The organism is Porticoccus sp. W117 (assembly GCF_030341905.1).
Lineage (GTDB): Bacteria > Pseudomonadota > Gammaproteobacteria > Pseudomonadales > Porticoccaceae > SCSIO-12696.
In genome coordinates this window covers 367,876-390,110 of record NZ_JATAAF010000001.1, presented here as the reverse complement: position 1 = coordinate 390,110, position 22,235 = coordinate 367,876, and the positions used below count along the sequence as shown (strand labels likewise).

Here is a 22,235-nt window from a genome sequence, read left to right as displayed (position 1 = left end):
GAGCCCCCCTCAGCAAGGCAAAAAGTGCGTAAATATCGAGTTATTTACGCAAAATTTGGAGAAAACGAGCACCTGAATTTTTGAATTGCAGAAACTGGCACTGCATTATCAATTAATCAGATGTTCCCTAGTGCTTGATAATCAAAGTATTAATCACCAAAGACGGCTGTATGTATTGGAAGTCTGTGATTGAAAATGGATATACAGAGATGGACAAGAAATTTGCTTTAACTTTTTGAAGATCAATTGCTTGAAAATGACCTGGTGGTGATATTCATGTCTAAGTTAGCCGGTAACAGTGTTGTGACTGTTGTTCATCATAGAGTAAAGCTGAATCAAATTGATGAGTATATCGGCTGGCAAAAGAAACTCACTAAAGCTTCTGAAAAGTTTGAAGGTTATGTCAATACTATTTTGATAGAGCCTGGAATGGTGACTCCAAATGATAACGAGTACGTGATCATCTTCAAATTTGAAAACGCTGAGCTATTGCAGCGTTGGAATACCTCGGAGATCAGAGAAAAAATATTGTCTGAGTCGAGCGGTTTTTCTGAAGAATCTCCAAAGTTACGAACATTTATGGGGTTAGAACACTGGTTTATGAAGCCAGGTGAAACTCCGTCAAGAGGAAAAATGACGGTAGTTTCTTTTTTTGCAATTGGACCTTTGGTGTATTTTATTCCACCAAATTTGGGTGGTTTGTTAATCTTCAATGACGTGATTAACCAAACTATTATTACAGCCGTTGTTACTATTTGTATGTCTTATATTGCATTGCCAATAATGACAAGAATATTCAAGCGCTGGTTGAGTAAAACGTGAAAACACTTTCAATTGATCAGAATGCAGTTTAATTAATTACAGGTTTAGGGAAGGGGTGTCTCAGGAACTTAGCGTCAGAGAGTGCTTGAGGGATAACCTGAGACGGACTCTAGCGACAAAATATAGAAGCCACTTTAATGTGGTTCTTTTGTGACTAAGCTTTAATTGTACAGACTCAGCCTTGGCTGTTAATAAGTGATATTCGCCTTGTTTATGACGCCTAATCAGCCAGAAAAGTTAGACCTACAGGCAAGTAAAGTCGTAGCCGCTAGGTGTTCTACCGAGCGGTTGTTGGTTTCCGACACTTTTCCGACACCAGTACGTCATTGTTATACTTTTTCCGACAAAATCAGCAACGAACGCCGTCATAAAGGTTAATAAAAACAATAACTTAAATTTAGCGGCACACCTACGAACCGAGCGGTCGAAGGTTCGAATCCTTCCGAGTGCGCCATATACGCAAAAGGCCTGTCAGCAATGACAGGCCTTTTGCGTATGGGGTTGTCCGACACTTGCCCCACACCCCCGAATCTGTGCCATTTGCCACCAGTAATAATGCGGGCATTTGAACAACACCTCGGTTAGCTGTTTGCTCCAACCGGTCAATAACTCCTGAATACCAGAGATTATTAAATCTCAATAAATCAAATGCTTGCAAACTTGTTCTTATTGGCTAAATTCTCCTTTTTCCTCTCCTGGAAACGCGCCATGAGTCATACACTATACTGAACAGCAAAAAATAAATTTTTTAGGGGTGTGGGTTTATAGGGTTCACTGGTTACATAGATGTGCGCTTTTGTAGTGTAGCTAGCTGCGCGTGGCCTGTTGCTGATAACTGCTTGATATTTTGTCCTGAAGTGGTGATGAGGCGCAGGTTATATACCGTTTGTAGCGTGAGTTGTGGCAATTGGACCTTTTTGAGGGGAAATCTGTGTAAATGGCAGTAGATGAGAAAGTTTCAGGGCATGAGCCTAGAGGGCGTTTATCGGTTGTTTCCAAGAACTTTTTGGAAAATAGTGCCTTTCTCCGGCGTTTTTTAGCCCGTTTTCTATTTGACCGGCAGGATATCGAAGATGTCGCTCAGGAGGCTTATCTGCGAGCCTTTAAAGCGGAGAAGGATAAAAAAATTGACCAACCAAAGGCGTTCTTGTTCCAGATTGCCAAAAACCTGGCACTTACAGAGCTGACTCGAAAATCACGACAAATTACGGATTACATTGAAGATATTGAATCTTCAATGGACACACAGGATCGACCCTCGGTGGAGGAGGAAGAAAGTGCTCGGCAGCACTTGGCGTTGTACTGTGAGGCTCTAGCCTCTTTACCTGAACGGCGAAGGGTTGCTTGCTTGTTACGCAAAGTACATGGTTTTACCCATCGGGAGATCGCCGATCGGATGGGTATTTCAATAAGTGCCGTACAGAAACACTTACTAAAAGGCATGCTTGCTTGTAAGGCTTACATACGAGAGCGGGAAACATTCAACCCCGACTCTGATTCAAGTCTTGCGTCCGGTTATATGCCTATGGAGAAGAAAGATTGATGGAAAACATTTACGAATTTCCTGATCGCTCCCTGATTGAAAAGGAAGCCGGTGAATGGATTATCAAACTGGATAGTGACTCTTCTCTCTCAGCAGAAGAAGAGCTTGCTCTGCGCGAGTGGCTGGGTCGAAGCTCTTTGCATAGAGAAAAGATCGAAACTCTAGCCAGGTTCTGGGGCAATATGAATGTGCTGACGGAGTTGGCTGTTCCACTGGGTAAACATGATAGCCAGCGTGGCAAGCGAAGGGGGCGAAAACAGCTTAAGTGGCTGGTTTCTACAGCGGTTGCTGCCAGTTTGATTGTGTCTTTGGTTGTTCTGTCACCTCTTTTTAAAGGGGCAGCGAATATTGATAGCGGCCTCTATGCTACGGCAGTGGGTCAGCAGCGAGATAAAACCCTCGTCGATGGCTCGGTTGTGCAACTCAATACCAATAGCCAGATAAGAATTGATTACAGCGAAGGGTACCGCGACATTTACCTTTTACAGGGAGAGGCTCATTTCACCGTCGCCAAAGATGCGGAACGCCCGTTCCGGGTTTACGCGGGTAGAGGCAGAGTTCAGGCAATCGGGACGGCATTTTCTGTGCGTCTTAAAGGGGCTGATGTAAGTGTGACTGTTACTGAAGGCGAAGTTGGTCTGGTTGCTCTGCAACAAGAAAAGGATAGTAGCTTCGAGCCGAGTGCACCTCAACATAAAGATGCAGTAGCTAAAAAATTTGGCCATTTGAAAGCGGGGCAGATAACTACTATTAAGAATATTTTAGCCTCTTATGAAGATTCTGAAAGTAGCATGGATCCGATCACCGATATTGACCAGCATCAAATGGATAAGCAGCTCTCCTGGAGAAAGGGTTTACTCATGTTTACGGGTGATCCACTGGAAATGGTAGTCGCAGAAATCAGTCGTTACAGCACGGTATCCATTGAGATAAATGATCCAGAGGTGCGAGCCATAAAGATCGGTGGTCAATTCAGGGTTGGCGAAACGGAAGCTATGCTGGATTCACTGGAAAGTAACTTTGGCCTTCACGTACAACGTACTGGATACAATCAGGTGGTGTTGTCGCTTCCTGAATGATCAACCCCGGCTGGTCAAGAGGTTTTTAACGTGTTAGGGGTAAGCTCTATAGCCCCTGATGTGTTTTTGAAATCTTTAAAGAGCGGTATTCTTATATAAAAACACTACAAAGAAGTATGTCAGGAGGGTGTTTTTTGATTGTGAAACCAAAAATTTTTAAGAAAATATTTTTCCACAGGTGTGGCTTTTTATTTCTCAACAGTTTCATAGTTGGAAAGGCCATGCTGAAGGAAAATATAAAGTTTTCTAACAGAAATTTGGTTTTTGGGAATAGGGGGTATAAAGAGTCTTTCTGGCGAACTATAGTTTTTATCTTTCTGTTTCAGTCAGGGACTTTTTTATCGGCTAATGCTGCAGTTGATTCTGATGATGAGTACTTTGAAGTTGATGTGCCCGCGTCAAATGCTGCTGCAGCACTTAATAAATTGGCCGAACAAACGGGCGCAACTTTTTTATTCCCCTATGCTGTTGCAGAAACTCGCCAAGCCAATGCAGTTGTTGGGAATTATCAAGTAGTTGATGCCCTGCAATTATTGTTAGCAGACTCTGATCTTTCTGTCGGTCTTTCCACTAAAGGTGTTATCAAGATTTCCCTCAAGAAATCTTCTGATAATGATATGCCAGATGAGGAGAAGACTGTGAAAAAAAATAAACTGTCAACAGGTATCTTAGCTGCATTGGGGGCTTTTTTTTCGGCAAGTAGCTCGGCGGAACAGGCCGATCAAAGTGTAGACATTTCTGAAGAGCTGGTGGTTACCGGGTTTAGAGGTAGTCTGGAGCGAGCAATTGATCAAAAGCGTAATGCTGAGCAGATAGGAGACTTCATTTCAGCTGAGGGTTTGGCGGACTTTGCAGATCAAAGTGTCAGTGCGTCACTAAGCCGGGTAACTGGTGTGGGTGTGTCTGGTACGGAGCCATTTTTTACCGGTGTTCAAATTCGTGGTATTTCCCAAAACAGCGTACTTGTCAACGGACGTGTTTTGCGGGGTGCTAACCCGGAAGGTGGTGACCGCTTTATTGATTTGCAAACTGTGCCTTCTGAAGTTTTGCGGGGTATCGAGGTTTTTAAATCGCCTACCGCCGATATGGTTGAGGGGGGATTGGGAGGCGTGGTCAATGTGAGAACCTGGAGTCCTCTCGATATAGATGAAACCAAGTTCAGCTTAACCGGCCAAATACAGGATAATTCGCAAGCTGAAGATAAAGGGCAAAGACTCGCCGCTCTTTATTCTACCAAGTGGGATACTGACGCCGGCGTTATTGGCTTGATGGTCAATGTGAGTACCGCAGAGAGCGGGCAGCGTCTGGATAATACCAATTTCTTTGCTTTACGTGATATTGGCGACTTGGGTATCGCCAACGTACCGGGCTCTCTGGTTTTTCCGCAATTGCCAATTTCCGGAGCAATAACGCAAGAGTTGCAGGCGGATACTTACACCGCAGCTCTTCATTTTGCACCCAATGATAATGCCCGCTTTCACTTTGATATTTTTGGTAGTGATTTCCAGCTTATCGACTCACGCCGTTCCTTTGTGCTGCTGGGTTTTGACCCCACAGCACTCACATTCTCCAACGTTCAGTCTGCCGATTTGGGCAGGTTAGTGTCAACGGATGTAGATGGCTATGGATTGATTCAGGAAGGTGTTTCATTTCCTCGTACCCAAGAGTTCAGACACTTCACTCTTGGCAGCGAAATTACCCATGGAGACTATACTTTCAGTGGAGAGGCGACTTATTACGAGTCCGATAGCCTGAAGCTCTTTTACGCCAACCCGACACGTCGTGTCGATAGTATTAGTGCCAATATTGATCTTAGAAATTCAGATGGTGGTGTACTCACTCCAGACCCAGCTTTAGATTATCAAGATCAATCTCAGTATTATCGCTTTAATACTTTCCTGGATGACCAACCAGAAGACAGTATTGAGACAACACTGCGCTTTGATGTGGATTACAACCTTCAGGGAGATTTCTTCAGTAGGATTAAAGTTGGTGTGCGCTATTCTGATTATGAGCGCAATCGGCAACGTTTTAATGTTGACCAATCACTGACAACTGTTGACCGCAATGGTAATGGTATGACCGGAGACGCGGAAGATGGTTTGGTTTTGTCCGGTGGCTCAATTCCAGTGCTGAATTCTTCGATAAGTGGATTTTTGACAGAGTTTGGTGGGTTCCCTGTTTTTGCTGCTCCCGATGCATTTGCATTCCAGGATCGCGCTTCAATTTATGCTCAATTGGCACGGGACGGGATTAACAATGTTCCGCTTGTGGAGAGCAACTCATTTAGCCTGGGTGAAACTAGTTTTGCAGCCTATATATCTGGGGATATCAGTACAGAGTGGGGTGGTTTGCCACTGACCGGTAACTTGGGTGTTCGTATAGTACAAACCGACGTCAGCAATGTGGGTGTGCTGGAAACGGAAGATGGTTCTTTCCAACCCTTTACCCGGGATGCAGACTATACGAACGTCTTGCCTAGCCTGAATCTGGCTTTGGGCGTGCGCGATGATATGGTTTTGCGCTTTAGCGCATCTAAAACAATTGCACGAGCCCGGTTTGAGGATTTGATTCCGACACCAAGGTTGAACTTCTTTGAAAATACTGGCTCTATCGGAAATCCGGCTATTGAGCCTGCAGAATCTACTAACCTGGATGTTTCTCTGGAGTGGTATTTTGCTGATGGTAATATTCTGAGCGGTGCTCTGTACTACAAGGATGTAGGTGATTTCATTGTCAACACCTTTGATGACCAAGTGTTCGACACCTCAACAGGACCAGAAACTTTCAGAGTATCAACACCTGCCAATAGTGGTGAGAGTGGTGGTATTTATGGTTTTGAATTGGGCTTCCTGAAAACATTTGGTGACTTTGGTATTCAGGCAAACTATACCTATTCTGATGATGATCTAGGTATTGAAGATGGAGCAGGGCGGGCCATACCAGCACTGCAACTGTCTGAGCACACAGCCAACCTGACGGCTTTCTACGAATCAGGCCCTCTTGGCTTGAGAGCCGCTTACCAATACCGTAGCTCTTTTGTTTTCGACCAGGTAATTGATGGTGATCGTGCATCTTTCGTACAAGATCGCGGCACTCTCGATTTGTCCGCCTCCTACGATGTCAACGATAACATCACCATTACCGCTGATGTGACTAATCTCACCAACGAGGTTACCAGTCTGCATTTTGGTAACTCCGGTGATATAGACCAGCCCTGGCGCGCGTTTTCTACGGGGCGTAATGCCTTTGTTGGAATCCGTATGACATATTAAGCGGGTCTCCTCTTAATATCCTTGGGACTGCTTTAGCAGTCCCGCTTTCTATAGTTAGACGCTTAACTCTGTTGTTGAAAGGGCTGGGAGATTCCATGCGATTGTTGTCAAAATCCCTCTATCAAATCGGATTGTTGTACTTTGTACTTTGTTCTTATGCATTAGCAGAAGAGCACCGCTGGAGCGCCGAGCAGGCCAACAAATGGTACGCGGAGCAGCCCTGGCCGACGGGCTTTAACTACGCACCGCGCTATGCCATTAATCAGTTGGAAATGTGGCAGAAAGAGACCTTTGATCCCGAGGTGATCGACCAGGAACTGGGTTGGGCGTCTGAGATCGGTTTTAACATGGCCCGGGTTTTTCTCCACGACCTACTGTGGGAACAAGACCGTAAAGGCTTTCTAAAACGCGTTGACCAGTTCCTGGCCATTGCCGACAAACACAACATCAAGGTGATGTTAGTGTTGTTTGATGATGTCTGGGATCCTTTCCCCAAGCTCGGTAAACAGCGCAGCCCCATTCCCCATACCCATAATTCCGGTTGGGTGCAGGGGCCGGGCAAAGCCATTCTCGGTGACTACGACCGCCATGATGAGCTGCAAAGCTATGTGCAAGGCATCGTCAGTCGCTATGGCCAGGATGAGCGGGTAGCGATTTGGGATTTGTACAATGAACCGGGTAACACCAATCCCAATTCCTACGACATTGTTGAGCTGGGCAATAAACACCGCTACAGCCTGCAACTGATCAAAAAAGTGTTTCGCTGGGCACGAGAAGTACAGCCTTCGCAACCCATTACCTCTAGCATCTGGCGCTCCAACGACGGCAAGTGGGTGGGGGAGGATCCCCAAAGCCCCTATCGCGGTTTGTACCGCTTTATGCTCGACCATTCAGACATTCTTACCTTCCATGTTTACAGCGACCTGCAGGCCACGCAAAGCTTGGTGAGTGCCCTGCAGCAGCACGGTAGGCCACTACTCTGTACCGAGTACATGGCGCGGGAAACCGGCAGTACTTTCGAAAACATCATGCCCTATTTTGCGGACAACAAGGTCGGCGCGATCCACTGGGGGTTTGTTTCTGGAAAAAGCCAGACCATCTATCCCTGGCGTTCCTGGCCTGAAGCCTTTAGCGGTGAAGCCGACCCCTGGTTCCACGATCTGCTCAGGGCTGATGGCACCCCATACAGCGATAAGGAAGTGGCGCTTATCAAAGCGCTGATTATTAAAAGCAAACAAGAATAACGTACGGAGCATCACCATGACCCTAAGACTGGCCGTAACACTTTTTAGCCTGTTATTGCTGAACCTTGGTTGTTCCCCTTCGCAGCCGGATCAGGAGGCAAGCAAGGTGACCCATTTAGAAAGCCAAAGCAGTGAACAACAGGTACAACGGGTTAGCACAACGATGTTTGGCAAGCTGGACGACGGCCGTGAGGTAGGGCTGACGACCCTGAGTAATAGTGCTGGCATGCGGGTGGCCATTATGGACTTGGGTGCCACCATTGTTGAATTACACACACCGGATCGAGATGGGAACCTGGCTGACATTACTCTCGGTTTTGACAACCCTGGTCAATACCTGACCGACAGCCCCTATTTCGGTGCCATTGTTGGGCGCTACGCCAACCGCATCAAAGACGGCAAATTCACCCTGGAAGGGCAGGACTACAGCCTCGCCGTGAATAACGGACCCAACGCCCTGCACGGTGGCCTGGTAGGTTTTGATAAACGGCTCTGGCGCAGCCAGGGTAAATCCTCCGGCAGCGATGCCTCCGTCACCTTCTCACTGGTCAGTGAAGACGGTGATGAAGGTTATCCCGGCACCTTGAAAGTACAGGTCACTTACACCCTGGACGACAGCAACCGCCTGCGCGTCGACTACCTGGCCACCACCGATAAAACCACTGTGGTCAACCTGTCCCAGCATGCCTACTTCAACCTCAATGGTCATGGCGCAGGGGAGATCATCGGTCATCAACTCATGTTGAACGCCAGTCACTATACGCCGGTTGATGCCACCCTGATTCCTACCGGCGAAATCGCTACTGTGGTCGATACGCCCATGGATTTCCGGCAAGCCAAAACCATTGGTCGGGATATTGCTGTTGGCCACCAACAGCTGGCCTTTGGTGGCGGTTATGACCACAACTGGGTGCTGGATAAATCAGGTACGGAATCATTGCAGTTAGCTGCCTCAGCCTACACCCCAAAAACCGGCCGAACTATGGCCATATACACCGACCAGCCGGGTATTCAGTTTTACGCGGGTAATTTTCTTGATGGCACCGTCACCGGCAAAGACGGAGTGGTGTATCACTACCGCAATGGTTTTTGTTTGGAGACTCAGCACTATCCGGACAGCCCTAACCAGCCGAACTTTCCCTCCACCGTACTCAAGCCGGGGGAGCAGTATAAAACCACCACCGTTTTTGAGTTTGCGGTCAAGTAAGCAGGGCGTGAAATGAAAAAGTTAACCTTCAATCGAAGATTCGGTATGGCGGCAGCGCTTGCTTTAGGCATTGGCCTGTCACTTTCCGGGTATGCAGGAACAGATGCCCAGGCAGATAAAAAAACCGCTGAGATGCAGCGCCTGAAAAACCAGGCCCGACAAACCCTGGCACAGGATGTTAAAGAATTTAACAACTACTCGAATCGCCCTGTCTCAGATGGGCCATTCAACACCGGCAATGTCGGCCAGCTCTTGGCGGACAACGCTCCTTATTTTATTAGCCCCAGCGAAGACTTTACCGAGGTTTTTAATTACCGCTGGTGGATGATGTCCAAGCATTTTCGCCTGTGGAAAGACCCGGATACCCAGGAAGAACACTGGGTCATCACCGAGTTTTTCGGCTGGCCGGGACACGGTAGCCGCAGTGGCGCTATCCCTTGCCCGGCCGGCCACCAGTTTTACGACATGCGCTGGTTTCGCGACACCCAATACCTGAAAGACTACATCGACTTCTATATGAGCGGCCACGCATCCAAGCACAATCAGCGCGAAGGGCGACCCTTTCACAGCTATATAGCCCGTCCGGAAAGCCACCACTATTCCAGTTGGATGATCGACGGCACCGAAGCCTTCCTGAAAGTGCACCCAGACAATGTCTGGCGAGATCAATTACTTCCCCATATGGAAGCCCACCAGCAGGTATGGGACGACAAATTTCGCGTGCGCAAAGGGGGCAGCAACACCGATGGCTTGTACAAGGTGCTCGACCTTTACGATGGCATGGAGTTTACCATTTCCGCCAGCCTGCCTCTGGTTGCAGGGGATGGTCCCTACGCCATCTATACCGAAAAGGACTGGCGCGATTACTACCAGGGCTGGAAGACCATAGACGAGCTGCGGGGCTCAGATCACGTTAAGGCTTACACCAGCGCCTTCGCCAACGCCTACCCACTGGTTTATCTGGTGCGCCCCTCAATCAACAGCTATTACTACGGCAACCTGAAATCCCTGGGCAACCTCTATGCCCTAAAGGCAGAGGGTTCTGCTGACAAAAGGGACAAGCTGAAAAGTGAGGACTACTTGCTGCGAGCACAAAGGTTGCAAGCCAAAACGCTGGACACCCTGTGGCACCAGGAAGATCAATTTTTCTATTCCCACACGGCGGCGGATAACAACTACGGGCCAAAAGACACGCCCTCCATCGTGCGCGAATCCGTCGGCTATACCCCCTGGTACTTCAACATGATCCCGGCAGGGGAAACACAATACGACGGCGCCTGGGCACAGTTGTCATCCCCTGAAGGCTTTATGGGCAAGTTGGGTATGACCACCGCTGAAAAACGTCACCCCTATTACAACGAAGAAGCCTATGCCTGGAACGGTCGCGGCTGGCCCTTCCAGAATTCGGTGGTGAATAAGGCCTACGCCAACTACCTGAAAAACTACAAACAAGAGGTCACCCCGAAAGACAGGAAGCTACTGTTTAGCCATATCGAAAAGCTGGTTCATCTGCACGGGGAAGAGCGCAATATTGGTGAATATTACCTGCCCTCGAAGAGCGCTGAATTTGGCGGCGTGAAAGATTATTTTCATTCCACCTTTCCAGACATGTTGATCGAAGACCTGCTGGGATTTACCGCCTCACACGACAACCGCTTCTCACTGCAACCGCTGTTGCCGACAGGGCAGTGGGATCACTTTTACCTGGGTAACATCCGCTACCACGACCGTGATGTGGACATTGTTTGGAAGCAGGACTGGGATGCAGGGCAAGCCGGCGACCAGTCGGGTCTGTGCGTGTGGGTGGATAACGAGCTAGCTCAATGTGGTACAGATTTGACTGAAAAATTAACCATAAAATTGAAATAGAGCGCGAGATGAAACGCTTTACGAATACAATTTTTAAACATTTATCTAAGCCATTGGTAGTAGCGCTGTTGGCCGTACATCCATTAAAGCCCATGGCGGACTACTTGGAAGGTGACGCAAACGAGCCAGCCGATAAGCCCAATATTATTGTTATTTTTATTGACGATATGGGTTGGGGGGATTTGTCCAGCTTTGGCAGTAAAGTAGCCAATACGCCAGCGATTGACCAGTTAGCTAAAGAAGGCATGGCTTTTGAGCAGTATTACGTGAACTCGCCCGTGTGCTCGCCATCACGTATAGCCTTGTCGACCGGGCAATACCCGTTGCGTTGGGGTATTACCTCGTATCTGGATAACCGCGCCACCAACGCCAAGCGGGGCATCCAAAACTGGCTTGATCCCAAAGCACCCATGTTGGCGCGCTCCCTAAAAAAGGCAGGTTACGCCACCGGCCATTTTGGCAAATGGCACATGGGCGGCCAGCGCGATGTTGATGATGCGCCGCCCATTACCGACTATGGCTTTGATCAATCGTTAACTAATTTTGAAGGCATGGGACCCAAGCTACTGCCGCTGACGCGCAATGGCCGTAATACATTTAATCGCACCTGGAGAGATGCTGAGCGCTTAGGCCCCTATATGTATATGCAGCGTTCACGGATCACCACCGGTTTTATCGATGCTGCCATAGGCTTTATTGACAGAGCAGCCGACGACGGCAAGCCGTTTTACGTCAATATCTGGCCTGATGATGTACATGGCCCCTGGTGGCCACCGGCAGAAGACTACAACATTGCCAATTCTGGTGGCAGACGTGGCCTTTACTTGGCGGTGCTAGAGTCTATGGATAGGCAATTTGAAGCGTTGTTTGACTATATTCGCCAAGACAAAAGGTTACAGAATAACACCTTGATCCTGTTTGCGTCTGATAACGGGCCCGATCCCGGTATTGGCGACGCCAACGGTTTAAAAGGCTACAAAGCGCACCTTTATGAAGGCGGTATTCGCTCACCACTGATTGTTTGGGGGCCAGCGTTCATGGCCAAAGATGTCATTGGTAGCCGCAATAAAGATTCGGTTTTTTCTTCTATCGATATTGTGCCGTCTTTACTTGAATTCGCGGATGCTGAGTTGGTTGAGGGCGTGAGCTACGATGGTGAAAACCTGCTTAAAACCCTGCTGGGGAAATCGCAAGCCTCGCGCAAGCAGCCGCTGTTTTTTAACCGTCTTCCAGATCGTCACATCTATAAAGGTATTACAGAAAATTACCTCGATCTGGCGGTTCGTTCCGGCAAATGGAAGTTACTCTGTAAATACGATGGCAGTGAGCCGCAACTGTATGATTTGCTCACTGACCCGGGTGAAAGCAATAACGTAAGCGAAACACATCCCAAGAAAACGCGGGCGTTGGTTAAAGAGGTAATTAGCTGGTATCAAAACACGAAAAGGTAAAGGCAAGGTCGCTTTTTAATAGACAAAAAATAGGGGTTTTGGTCGGTTTAAATAAATCGGCGATACATACAGAGAGAATAGAATTATTGTGAACAATGATAAAGCTCACCCTGGAATCTTCCGAGTTAGCCTGCTGGCGACATTTATCCTGATTGCTAGCGGTTGCAGCACTGACGCTGAAGATACCAGCAATGCTCTTGCTGCTTGCTCGGTTGATGCGCAAGAAATAAAGGATACACGCAATGCGCTTAAGGCTAAGGCAATCAAGAATCTCAAAACCTACGTCAATGAGTTTAATAATTATGGTCCGATCATTGACAACCTGGTTGGTATAGAAGGTCAGTCAAGCAATATCCGTGGCAGAGCGCCATGTCGAACCAAAACCGAAAGGGGAGGGGATATTTCATGCATTCACAACGATGACGCTTTTGTCTTTTTGCGTGACAACACGCCCTATTTTGAAAGCCCCGACAATGCCTTTAACGAAGTCTATGCCTATCGTTGGTGGGTGTATCGCAAACATTTACACGAGTACCAAGATGCCAATTTAAGTCGTAAAGTCTGGAACGTCAGTGAATTTCCAAACGGCCAAGGCCATGAATCGCCCGGCACGGCCATTGTTTGTCCAGCAGGGTTACAGTTTTATGACGGCCGATGGTTAAGAGACAGCCAATATTTAAGAGACTACGCCATCTATTGGTATCACGGTGAAGGGGCTAACCGAGCGTACATGGGAGGTTATGATCGCACTCTTTCTTATGTGGTTCGCGACTATGCGCACAACAACAGCGTTTGGCTAAACAATGCGGTTGACGCCTTCTTGCAAGTGCATCCTGATGTGTGGGATGAGAGCTGGAGTGAAAGTGAGCTGTGGAAAGACAAAGTGCTTACCGGCATGGAAGATCACTTTGGCGATTGGGATAACGACTTTACAGTGAATGCCAAGGGCAAAATAACCGACGGCATGTTCAAAAACCTTGATGCCCATGACTGCATGGAATATGCCGCTTCCACTCAGGCCGCTATGGTTCAGTCCGAAGGGCCATTTAGCTATTTCACCACCGATAACATTGGCGATACTTATAATGGCTGGGGGCTGTGGAATAAGTTTAAACAAGGCAAAAGCGGGCTGGATTTTAACGCCTTTGTTGATAATGGCTATAAGCGAGATGGACAAGGCAGTTTTTTAGACAAGAACTATCCGCAAATCAATACGGTACGCCCCAGTTTAAATAGCTACATGTATGCGGATTTGCTGTCGATGGCAAGATTGATGACGCGGCGTGCGGCAGAGTTAGGCGATACAGATCCTAAAGCGGCTGAATATAGGGGCAAAGCCACAGATTACACAAATAGAGCCGAGCAGTTGCGCGCAAAAATTCTCGACGTGCTTTGGAATGATGAGCAGTCTTTCTTTAAAACCCATACCGCAGACGACAATATTTATGCCGCTAAAGTAGATGGTGATGGCGACGCCTATCACATGCCATCCTATGAAACCCCTATGCGCGAATCTGTCGGTTATGTGCCCTGGTATTTTGACGGCATCGTGCCGCAAGGCGACAGTAAATATAACCTTGCCTGGCAACAGCTAAACGATGTAGAGGGCTTTGCAGGAAACTTTGGTATCACCTCCGTGGAAAGACGTAGCCCTTACTTTAATGAGCTTGCCTACTCATGGAACGGGCGCGGCTGGCCGCTGTTAAATTCGATTATTGGTAAGTCTTATGCCAATTTTGTTCGTAACTATGCGCCAGTTGAAACCCGTGATGACTGGCAAGCTAAGTACTTCGATTATTTACAAGAATATGTTGAGCTGCACCGCTCACGTGGCACCAAAGAAACAGGCTATGAAGACAGTTGGGCGATTGGCGAATACTACTTACCAGTCACCAGCACAGGTTACGCCAAAGAAGGTAACAAAGACACTCGATTAGGGCAGATGGGCGGTGAAATTGATTATAACCATTCGTCGTTTAACGACATTATCATCAGCGATTTGCTCGGCTTTAAAGCCAGTCACAAGCCTGAATTTACCATTGCCCCCTTAGTCCCTGAAAACAAATGGAATGACTTTTATTTGGGCAATGTCTTGTATCACGGCCGCGAAATCGACGTGATCTGGAAAAAAGACTGGGATAGTGGCAAACAAGGACAACAGCCTGGCTTAGTTGTACTGGTTGACAACGAACCAAGCGCCTGTGCGCCATCGCTTAACTCAGAAATTAACGTGACTTTGGCAAAGTAAAATAAACGATGCGTATGAAACCAGTCTGCTTATCACTGACGGCCGCTGCAGTGTTGTTATCGGGCTTCTCTGAATCATCTTCATCGGGCAGTGAGGCCCAGCCTAAAGCAAAGCATTCGATAACACTTGAGGTCGTTGCACGTCCAGATACCAGTACGACCAATGCGCACTATGTTAATGCGCACTACGTTTCTGACCGTGCATCCTTAGCGGTCAGTGCGTTAATTAATTGGGAAACCTGAACAATGCAAGCAAAACTAACTTGTAGCGCGCTTACTGCATTGTTATTAAGCGCCTGTAGCTCAACCACCAACACGGCCAAAACCGGCGCAGCAGTCTTTAAGGACGACAAAGCGCAAACCAACTCAGAGCTTTATAGCAAACCCGCTAAAGGCACTATTACTCGCTGGTTCAGCCCAGAAAATCCAACCGGTGCAAAAGGCAAAGGTGGTATCACCAACAAGGGCGCGAAGGGCAATGCCTTTTTCATTGTCCAACCGGGTGCTACCCAAAATATTTTACAAGCTGAAGGGGCTGGCATTATTCAGCGCATGTGGATGAGTGGCTCAATTGCGGTTACGCCCGAGCAACGTCGTGGGGTTGTCATCAATATGTACTGGGACGGTGAAGACAAACCTGCGGTATCTGCCCCTATCGCGGACTTTTTTGGCAATGCCCTGGGCGAGATGACCCGTTTTGACAGCGAGCTGTTTTCTAACCCGGAAGGGCGCTCGTTTAACTTTACTATTCCAATGCCGTTTCGCGATGGCGCAAAAATCGAAATCGTCAATGAATCGTCATCGCAAGTGCTTTTTTGGTATGACATTAATATGGTACAGGTAGACGCCTTACCTGATGATGCCATGTACTTTCACGCTCACTGGCGCAGAGATCATCAAACCGAATTAGCAAAAGATTTTGAAATTCTGCCCAAAGTACAAGGCACTGGTCGCTTTATTGGCACCAACGTCGGCATTATCGGCAGTGCTGGCTACGATGAATCCTGGTTTGGCGAAGGCGAAGTGAAAATCTATCTCGATGGCGATAATGAATTGCCATCGTTGGTAGGGACAGGTACAGAAGACTATATTGGCACTGGCTGGGGCCAGGGTGAGTATATCGGTCAGCAGTTTGGCTCAATGATCACCGATACCGACCACAACTTGCACACCCTTTATCGCTACCATATTAAAGACGCGGTTTATTTTCATGAAGATATTAAAGTAACCGTGCAACAGATGGGGCATGTACACCAGGATGTACTGGCGAAAATTAGAGACGATGGCATGCCAGTAATCCCTGTGTGGAGTGCCGATACCAAAGGGCTGCGCATGGGCGACCCAGGCGGTGAGCCAATCGAGCATTTGCGCTTTTTAGATGATGACAGCCTGGATCCTTATGAAAGAAAAGGCTGGGGGGTGAACTACTACCGCACGGATGACGTGTCAGCCACCAGTTACTTTTATTTAGACAGCCCAGTTAGTAACTTACCACCATTACAGCCCCTTGAAGCGCGCATGCGCGATATGCAGGAAAAAGTGTGGACACTGCTGGAAGCGAAGAAAAAGAAACTCTCGGAGCGCGAAAAACGAGACATAAAACGTCACGAAGCGTTTGAAAAAGCGCAGGCCGAGAAAGCACTGGCTGAAAAAACCGAGTAAGAAAAATAAAGAGAAGTAGATGAAATCATCCGTGTTATTTCTTGGCGCAAAAACGAGTAAGGCAATTAGCATTCCCGCGTCGGTCTTGTGGGTGCTGTCGTTACTGCTGGCCTGCTCCCTGGTCAGGGCAGGCGATTTGCCTGCGGCGTCGCCCGAAGCATTGGGCATGTCTTCCGATCGCCTGCAGCGTTTGGATAAGCAGTTGCAGGCCTATGTGGACAATAAGAAACTTGCCGGAAGCGTGGCCTTGGTGGCGCGCAAGGGGCGGGTTGCCTACTGGAAAGCCTTTGGCTATCGCGATCTGGAGTCCAACCAGCCCATGCAACGCGATACCCTGTTTCGCATCGCTTCGCAAACGAAAAGCCTGGTCAGTGTGGGCATTATGTTGCTGCAGGAAGAAGGGCGCTTGCTGATCTCAGACCCGGTGGATAAATACCTGCCTGAATTTGCCAAGACCACCGTTGCGGTGGTCGATGAAGCGGGCGGCTATCAAGTAGTTGATGCTAAACGTCCTATTACCATTCGCGACCTGCTGACTCATACTGCCGGTGTTGGCTATGGCGAGGGTTTGGCAGCGGATCGCTGGAAAGCAGCGGGTATTCAGGGTTATTACTTTGCGGATCGGGATGAACCTATCGCCGAGACTGTTAACCGCATGGCGGCCTTACCCTTCGAGGCCCAGCCGGGCGAGAAGTTTGTCTATGGCTACAGCACCGACATTTTAGGGGTTGTGATCGAAAAGGCCTCTGGTCAGACATTGGATGCCTTTCTAAAGACCCGCCTATTCGAACCCTTGGGGATGCACGATACTCATTTCTACCTGCCAAAAAGTAAAAAGGCGCGTCTCGCGGTGGTGTACTCGTCCACCGACAAAGACGATATCGAGCGGGCGCCCAATCCCGGTACACACATAGGTCAGGGGGCTTACCTGAACGGCCCCAGAAAAAGCTTTTCCGGGGGCGCGGGGCTACTGTCCACCGCCATGGATTATTCGCGCTATCTGCAAATGTTACTGAACGGCGGCGAGCTAGACGGCAAGCGTATCCTCTCTCCCAAAACCGTTGAACTGATGACCGTGAATCACCTGGATGGTCTGCCCTTTAACAAAGGCAACGGTTTTGGTTTGGGTTTTTATGTGACCCATGATTTAGGTGCCAGCGGTGAGCTTGGTTCTGTTGGCCAATATGGCTGGGGTGGCGCCTACTTCACCACCTATTGGGTCGATCCCCGGGAAGAACTGCTCGTGGTTTTTATGACGCAGCTTGTTCCGGCCAAGGGCGTGGATGCTCACCAGAAACTACGCAGCCTGGTTTATCAGGCGATTACTCAGATTGAAATCAACGACTATGAATAAATTCTTGAACTTAGTTGGCAGTAAGCGAGTAAAAGGGTTTTTTTGTCAATTCTAGTGCGAACATCAAAATCATAGTGGTACTCTCCTCTGTTTCTTTTAGATTGATTTCTCACAACCAGTCTTGCCACATTGTTATGTAGGCAAAGCCAGCTTGCATCAAAGCATGAGGTGGGTTGGTGGTAGTGTGTTTAAACTTGCTTGTTAGCGGGGGTTTGGATTAACCGGAATGCCGTCAGTTATAGGCAGGCGACCGAAGTTTTCGGCAATTAAGTTGGCCGTAGCCTCGTTATAGGCGTGAGGAATATTGTAAAGAGTTGCCAGTCGGGTCAGGGCTTTCACATCCACATCGTGGGGCATAGGGGAGAGTGGATCAATAAAGAAAATCAGGGCGTTGAGTCTGCCTTCACAAATGCGTGCCCCAATTTGTTGGTCTCCGCCCAATGGACCACTTTTTAACAGCTCTATATTCAATTCCGGGCAAGTCTGCAGTATCAATCCACCGGTTGTTCCTGTGGCAACAATGTCACAGTTGGCCAGCTGGCTGCGATGGATTTTTACCCAATCGAGCAGGGTATTTTTCATTTCGTCGTGGGCAACTAAGCCGATTTGCATAAGTGGTGACCTGTTAAGTTTGTTCTTTGGCAATGGCTTTGCGAAACATATCCAGAGCTTCCTGGTTCATCGCTGCCATCAATTGCTTTGCTTTTTTATGATGGCCGGACTTTATCGCTTCGTAGGTGGATCGGTGGGCAGCTACGCTGGCAATCCGTACACCCTTCAAACTATTGGTAAAGCGAATGCTGAACTTCAGGGCAGTACTAATCATTTGGTGGAACTGGGTCAAGAAGCGATTGCCACTGGCATTTAACACTGCCACATGAAAGGCAATGTCGGAGTCCAGGGGGTCGTCAAGCCCTGCTTCCGCAGCTTCCATTCGTTTGACGGCTTTTTCAATGTCAGCAAGCTGCTCAGCTGATGCGGATTGAGCAGCCAATCCTGCCGCCATGGGCTCAATGGCAAGGCGCATTTCGGCAAACTCCGCCAGTAGCGGCAGGGAAAATTTACGCTCCAGCAGCCAGCTCAGTACATCCGGGTCCAGCAGGTTCCAATGTTCTTCTGGCTGCACCCGGGTTCCCTGCCTGGGGCGGGCACTTAGCAAACCTTTTGCAGTAAGCATTTTGACTGCTTCGCGCAGTACGGTGCGGGAGGCATCGAATGTTTCGCACAGCTCTGCTTCAATAGGAAATGGTTGTTCAGCGGTGTAACGCTCAGTGACAATATCCTTTCCCAGTTCCTGGACAATGGTTTGTGTCAAATTTTGGGTAGAAACCATTTGTTTTACTCTTGGAATCGTATTTTCACGTCTGGTAAATAGGCTCTTGCAATCCGGTTATAGTTGTTTCCAGCACAAACAAATTCCCCGCCTGTGTGTCTTTGGCCAATTGCTGGCTGTTTAAACCCTGACGTGCAGACGTGACAAACAGGGTTTTCATATCTGCCCCACCAAAGGCTAGGCAACTGGGTTGCTGAGTTGGTATTGCCACTTTCTCTGTGATCTGACCTTGAGGTGTGTAACGTACGACACAATGGCCTCCCCAATGTGCACTCCATACATGCCCGTTAGAGTCGGTTATGCCCCCATCGGGAAACTGGCCTACTGGTGTTGCTGAAAACTGTTTTTGCTCAGATATGCTACCACGTGAAATATCGTATTTATAAGAATAAATGTGCTGTTTAGGGGAATCAGCAAAATAGAATGTGCTGTTATCCGGCGCCCAGCAAATACCGTTCGAGATGGCAATATCGGATTTGTGTATAGAGAGTTCACCGTTGCTGTCCAGGCAGTACAGATTGGCCGGCTTGCCAGTAGCGGCACCTTTGTCTTCCACCATGGCGCCCACCCAAAAGCGTCCCTGGCGATCCAGGCGGCCATCGTTGAGGCGGCGGCCGCTGCCGGGCTGTAATTCTTCTGGGCGATGCAGCCATTGCAGGTTGCCGGTTCTGTACTCGTAAAGGGCAAACCCGCTGGCAAAAGCCACCAGTAGTTTGTCCGGGTTGTCAGTTAGCGCAAAACAACACAGCCGCTCTGGGGTATCAAAGTACTCAATATCCAGGCTTGGGTAAGCCATGCAGAACAGGCGGCTTTCCTGAATATCTGTCCACCACGCAGCTTGGCTGCGGGCGTCCCACACAACGCCCTCGCCGAGAGTGTTGTGTACGGGAATGCTATGAATTAACTCAGCGCTCACAGTTACCACCAGGTTGCATACAGGGCTGAGAGAATCAGCACAACGCCCACAGTAGCTATATTAAAGCCGTTGCTGGTGGAGAAATTGACTTCGCCCACATTGACGGTTTCACCTTTGACCTCCTGCCTGGACTGCAGGGAAATCACCACGGCCAGTACCGTACAGGCCAGGAAAACCAGACCGACCCGATCCATAAACGGCAGCTCTGGCCAGAACAGTTTGCCCAGCAGGGATAAAACAAAGGAGCCTACCGCAGCCGTCAGTGCAGCAGTGGCAGTGGTTTTTTTCCAGAACATGCCCAGCAGGAACAGCACCACAATGCCAGGCGTAAAGAAGCCGGTGAATTCCTGGATAAACTGGAAGGCTTGGCTGAAATTACCCAGCAGGGGCTTGGCGATAATCATGGCAATGACGATTGCAGTCAGAGCCACTATACGGCCAATAGAGACTAGCTTATTGGTATCGGTATCTGGTTTGAAGTGGCGGTAGATGTCCATGGTAAAGATGGTGGAAATTGAGTTCATCATGGAACCCAGAGAAGACAGGATGGCAGCAATCAAAGCGGCAAATACCAGGCCCTTCAAACCGGCGGGTACCAGCTTCATCATTTCCGGGTAAGCCTTGTCCGGTGAGCTGAGGTCCGGTGCCAGCATCACTGCGGCAATACCGGGCAACACCACAATAACCGGCATCAACAGTTTCAGGTAAGCGGCAAAGGCGATGCCTTTTTGTGCTTCCTGAACGCTTTTGGCGGCCAGTGCACGCTGGATGATGTACTGGTTAAAGCCCCAGTAAGACAGGTTCATAATCCACATGCCGCCCACCAGCACAGAGATGCCGGGCAGGTCTTTGTAGAAGGGATTATCCGGCGACAGGATCATATCGAACTTTTCTGGCAGCTTGGCAGTGAGTTCGTTAAAGCCACCGACAACGCCGCTGTCGCCACCGATTTTGTCCAGTGTCAGGTAAGTGATCAGCAGGCCGCCAAATACCAACAGAACCACCTGCACAATATCGGTAAATGCCACTGCTTTCAGGCCGCCATACAGCGAGTAGGCGGTGGCCAGTACGCCCAGAATCACCAGACCGTAGACCAGATCTAGGCCGGTAACGGTATTGATGGCCAAAGCGCCGAGCCAGAGAATGGCAGTGAGATTAACGACCACATAAAGCGATAGCCAGAACACCGCCATGATCATCCGTACCCGGTGATCGTAGCGTTGCTCCAGATACTGGGGCATGGTGTAAATGCCGTGCTTGAGAAAAATCGGCAAGAAATATTTGCCAACAATAAGCAGGGTTATGGCAGACATCCATTCGTAAGAGGCGATCCCCAGGCCCAGTGCATAGCCGGAACCGGACATGCCGATAATCTGTTCCGCAGAAATATTGGCGGCAATCAGCGAGGCACCAATGGCCCACCAGGGCAGGGACTTGCCCGCCAGGAAATAATCTTCAGTGGTTTTATCGTGGCCGGGTTTTTCCCGGCTAACCCACTGGGCCAGGCCAATAATAAACAGCGCGTAAACGCCAATCACAGATAAATCCAGCGTAGATAAATTCACAGTTCACCCTCCTGTTTTTCAATTATTGTGCGCGGATTGTTGCAGTGACCAACGCCTGTGCCTTTTGCTGCAATTCTTCCAGAGCTACACCGGGCTGATAAAGGTCGCCGCCAATACCAACAGCAGTGACACCCATCTTCAGCCAGTCACAGATGTTTTCGGGATTTATGCCACCGGTGGCCACTACGCCTACGTTCGTGGGCAAAATCGCAGAAATGGACTTGAAGTAATCTGGCCCGATGCTGGTCGCAGGGAATACTTTCAAATAAGTAGCGCCGGCATGGATGGCCTGGTAGGCCTCAGTTGGTGTGTTAAAGCCTGGTACTGGAATCATGCCCAATTCCAGGCTGCGTCGAATAATGTCCGGATCAGTGTTTGGAGCTACTATTAATTTGCCCCCGGCTTGGTGTACTTGCTCCACTTGCTCCACTGTGACCACAGTGCCGGCTCCGCACAGGCAGGTATTACCGAAGCGTTCACATAACAGCCTGATACTGGTGTAAGGGTCAGGGGAGTTAAGGGGGACTTCTATTACCCGTATCCCTTCAGCCACCAGAACTTCAGAAACATCGAGAATTTCGTTGGGGCGAATGCCGCGCAATATGGCGACGACAGGGTGTTGTGTCAGTAACTGCAGAGGATCGAAAGGCATATTTTGAGTGACCTGT

Annotated in this window: 16 protein-coding genes; 11 read left to right on the top strand and 5 right to left on the bottom strand. The window is 48.8% G+C overall.

Features of this window, described 5'->3' with window-relative positions; genetic code table 11:
• The first annotated feature begins 276 nt into the window (after nt 1-276).
• From QSV34_RS01755 to QSV34_RS01705, 11 genes are all read left to right on the top strand, one after another.
• Entirely contained in the window at nt 277-822 is a 546-nt protein-coding gene (locus tag QSV34_RS01755) for a putative antibiotic biosynthesis monooxygenase (RefSeq protein ID WP_289151450.1), read from the top strand.
• A gap of 937 nt (nt 823-1,759) precedes the next feature.
• A complete protein-coding gene (locus QSV34_RS01750; RefSeq protein ID WP_289151448.1) occupies nt 1,760-2,365 on the top strand; it encodes an RNA polymerase sigma factor in 606 nt (201 codons plus the stop codon).
• Nucleotides 2,365-3,444, top strand: a complete 1,080-nt coding sequence (locus QSV34_RS01745; RefSeq protein ID WP_289151446.1) for a FecR family protein — start codon at nt 2,365-2,367, stop codon at nt 3,442-3,444. The genes QSV34_RS01750 and QSV34_RS01745 overlap by 1 nt, the downstream gene beginning before the upstream one ends.
• Nucleotides 3,445-3,584: 140 nt before the next feature.
• Nucleotides 3,585-6,719 (top strand): TonB-dependent receptor, encoded by a 3,135-nt coding sequence (locus tag QSV34_RS01740; protein WP_289151464.1) that lies wholly within the window; start codon nt 3,585-3,587, stop codon nt 6,717-6,719.
• A 95-nt stretch (nt 6,720-6,814) separates the two neighbouring features.
• Nucleotides 6,815-7,963, top strand: coding sequence for a cellulase family glycosylhydrolase (locus QSV34_RS01735; RefSeq protein ID WP_289151444.1), 1,149 nt, complete (start codon nt 6,815-6,817; stop codon nt 7,961-7,963).
• A gap of 16 nt (nt 7,964-7,979) precedes the next feature.
• Nucleotides 7,980-9,170 (top strand): aldose epimerase family protein, encoded by a 1,191-nt coding sequence (locus QSV34_RS01730; RefSeq protein ID WP_289151443.1) that lies wholly within the window; start codon nt 7,980-7,982, stop codon nt 9,168-9,170.
• A 12-nt stretch (nt 9,171-9,182) separates the two neighbouring features.
• Nucleotides 9,183-11,039: an MGH1-like glycoside hydrolase domain-containing protein gene (locus tag QSV34_RS01725; RefSeq protein WP_289151441.1), complete on the top strand. Its 1,857-nt coding sequence runs from the start codon at nt 9,183-9,185 to the stop codon at nt 11,037-11,039.
• 8 nt (nt 11,040-11,047) lie between these two features.
• Nucleotides 11,048-12,490, top strand: a complete 1,443-nt coding sequence (locus QSV34_RS01720; protein WP_289151439.1) for a sulfatase-like hydrolase/transferase — start codon at nt 11,048-11,050, stop codon at nt 12,488-12,490.
• 88 nt (nt 12,491-12,578) lie between these two features.
• Nucleotides 12,579-14,738: an MGH1-like glycoside hydrolase domain-containing protein gene (locus QSV34_RS01715; protein WP_289151437.1), complete on the top strand. Its 2,160-nt coding sequence runs from the start codon at nt 12,579-12,581 to the stop codon at nt 14,736-14,738.
• A 245-nt stretch (nt 14,739-14,983) separates the two neighbouring features.
• On the top strand, nt 14,984-16,399 hold the full coding sequence (locus tag QSV34_RS01710) for a glycoside hydrolase family 172 protein (RefSeq protein WP_289151435.1): 1,416 nt from the start codon (nt 14,984-14,986) through the stop codon (nt 16,397-16,399).
• Nucleotides 16,400-16,418: 19 nt separating this feature from the next.
• The gene (locus QSV34_RS01705) at nt 16,419-17,753 is read left to right on the top strand and encodes a serine hydrolase domain-containing protein (protein WP_289151433.1); all 1,335 of its coding nucleotides are present in this window, start codon (nt 16,419-16,421) and stop codon (nt 17,751-17,753) included.
• A gap of 201 nt (nt 17,754-17,954) precedes the next feature.
• Here QSV34_RS01705 and QSV34_RS01700 read toward each other — a convergent pair whose 3' ends face one another.
• Genes QSV34_RS01700 through QSV34_RS01680 form a run of 5 tightly spaced genes read right to left on the bottom strand, consistent with a single transcriptional unit; the run spans nt 17,955 to nt 22,219 of the window.
• Complete coding sequence (locus QSV34_RS01700; RefSeq protein ID WP_289151431.1) at nt 17,955-18,365, bottom strand: methylglyoxal synthase; 411 nt, start codon at nt 18,363-18,365, stop codon at nt 17,955-17,957.
• A gap of 13 nt (nt 18,366-18,378) precedes the next feature.
• Nucleotides 18,379-19,086: a FadR/GntR family transcriptional regulator gene (locus QSV34_RS01695; RefSeq protein WP_289151430.1), complete on the bottom strand. Its 708-nt coding sequence runs from the start codon at nt 19,084-19,086 to the stop codon at nt 18,379-18,381.
• 25 nt (nt 19,087-19,111) lie between these two features.
• Entirely contained in the window at nt 19,112-20,002 is an 891-nt protein-coding gene (locus QSV34_RS01690) for an SMP-30/gluconolactonase/LRE family protein (RefSeq protein ID WP_289151429.1), read from the bottom strand.
• Between the two features lie 2 nt (nt 20,003-20,004).
• Entirely contained in the window at nt 20,005-21,567 is a 1,563-nt protein-coding gene (locus QSV34_RS01685; RefSeq protein ID WP_289151427.1) for a sodium/sugar symporter, read from the bottom strand.
• Nucleotides 21,568-21,589: 22 nt separating this feature from the next.
• On the bottom strand, nt 21,590-22,219 hold the full coding sequence (locus tag QSV34_RS01680) for a 2-dehydro-3-deoxy-6-phosphogalactonate aldolase (protein ID WP_289151425.1): 630 nt from the start codon (nt 22,217-22,219) through the stop codon (nt 21,590-21,592).
• Nucleotides 22,220-22,235 lie beyond the last annotated feature (16 nt).

Excerpts from the sequence above, each read along its gene's own strand:
- QSV34_RS01755 (WP_289151450.1), top strand. The coding sequence starts at position 277 with ATGTCTAAGTTAGCCGGTAACAGTGTTGTGACTGTTGTTCATCATAGA.
- QSV34_RS01750 (WP_289151448.1), top strand. The coding sequence starts at position 1,760 with ATGGCAGTAGATGAGAAAGTTTCAGGGCATGAGCCTAGAGGGCGTTTA.
- QSV34_RS01745 (WP_289151446.1), top strand. The coding sequence starts at position 2,365 with ATGGAAAACATTTACGAATTTCCTGATCGCTCCCTGATTGAAAAGGAA.
- QSV34_RS01735 (WP_289151444.1), top strand. The coding sequence starts at position 6,815 with ATGCGATTGTTGTCAAAATCCCTCTATCAAATCGGATTGTTGTACTTT.
- QSV34_RS01730 (WP_289151443.1), top strand. The coding sequence starts at position 7,980 with ATGACCCTAAGACTGGCCGTAACACTTTTTAGCCTGTTATTGCTGAAC.
- QSV34_RS01725 (WP_289151441.1), top strand. The coding sequence starts at position 9,183 with ATGAAAAAGTTAACCTTCAATCGAAGATTCGGTATGGCGGCAGCGCTT.
- QSV34_RS01720 (WP_289151439.1), top strand. The coding sequence starts at position 11,048 with ATGAAACGCTTTACGAATACAATTTTTAAACATTTATCTAAGCCATTG.
- QSV34_RS01710 (WP_289151435.1), top strand. The coding sequence starts at position 14,984 with ATGCAAGCAAAACTAACTTGTAGCGCGCTTACTGCATTGTTATTAAGC.
- QSV34_RS01705 (WP_289151433.1), top strand. The coding sequence starts at position 16,419 with ATGAAATCATCCGTGTTATTTCTTGGCGCAAAAACGAGTAAGGCAATT.
- QSV34_RS01700 (WP_289151431.1), bottom strand. The coding sequence starts at position 18,365 with ATGCAAATCGGCTTAGTTGCCCACGACGAAATGAAAAATACCCTGCTC.
- QSV34_RS01695 (WP_289151430.1), bottom strand. The coding sequence starts at position 19,086 with ATGGTTTCTACCCAAAATTTGACACAAACCATTGTCCAGGAACTGGGA.
- QSV34_RS01680 (WP_289151425.1), bottom strand. The coding sequence starts at position 22,219 with ATGCCTTTCGATCCTCTGCAGTTACTGACACAACACCCTGTCGTCGCC.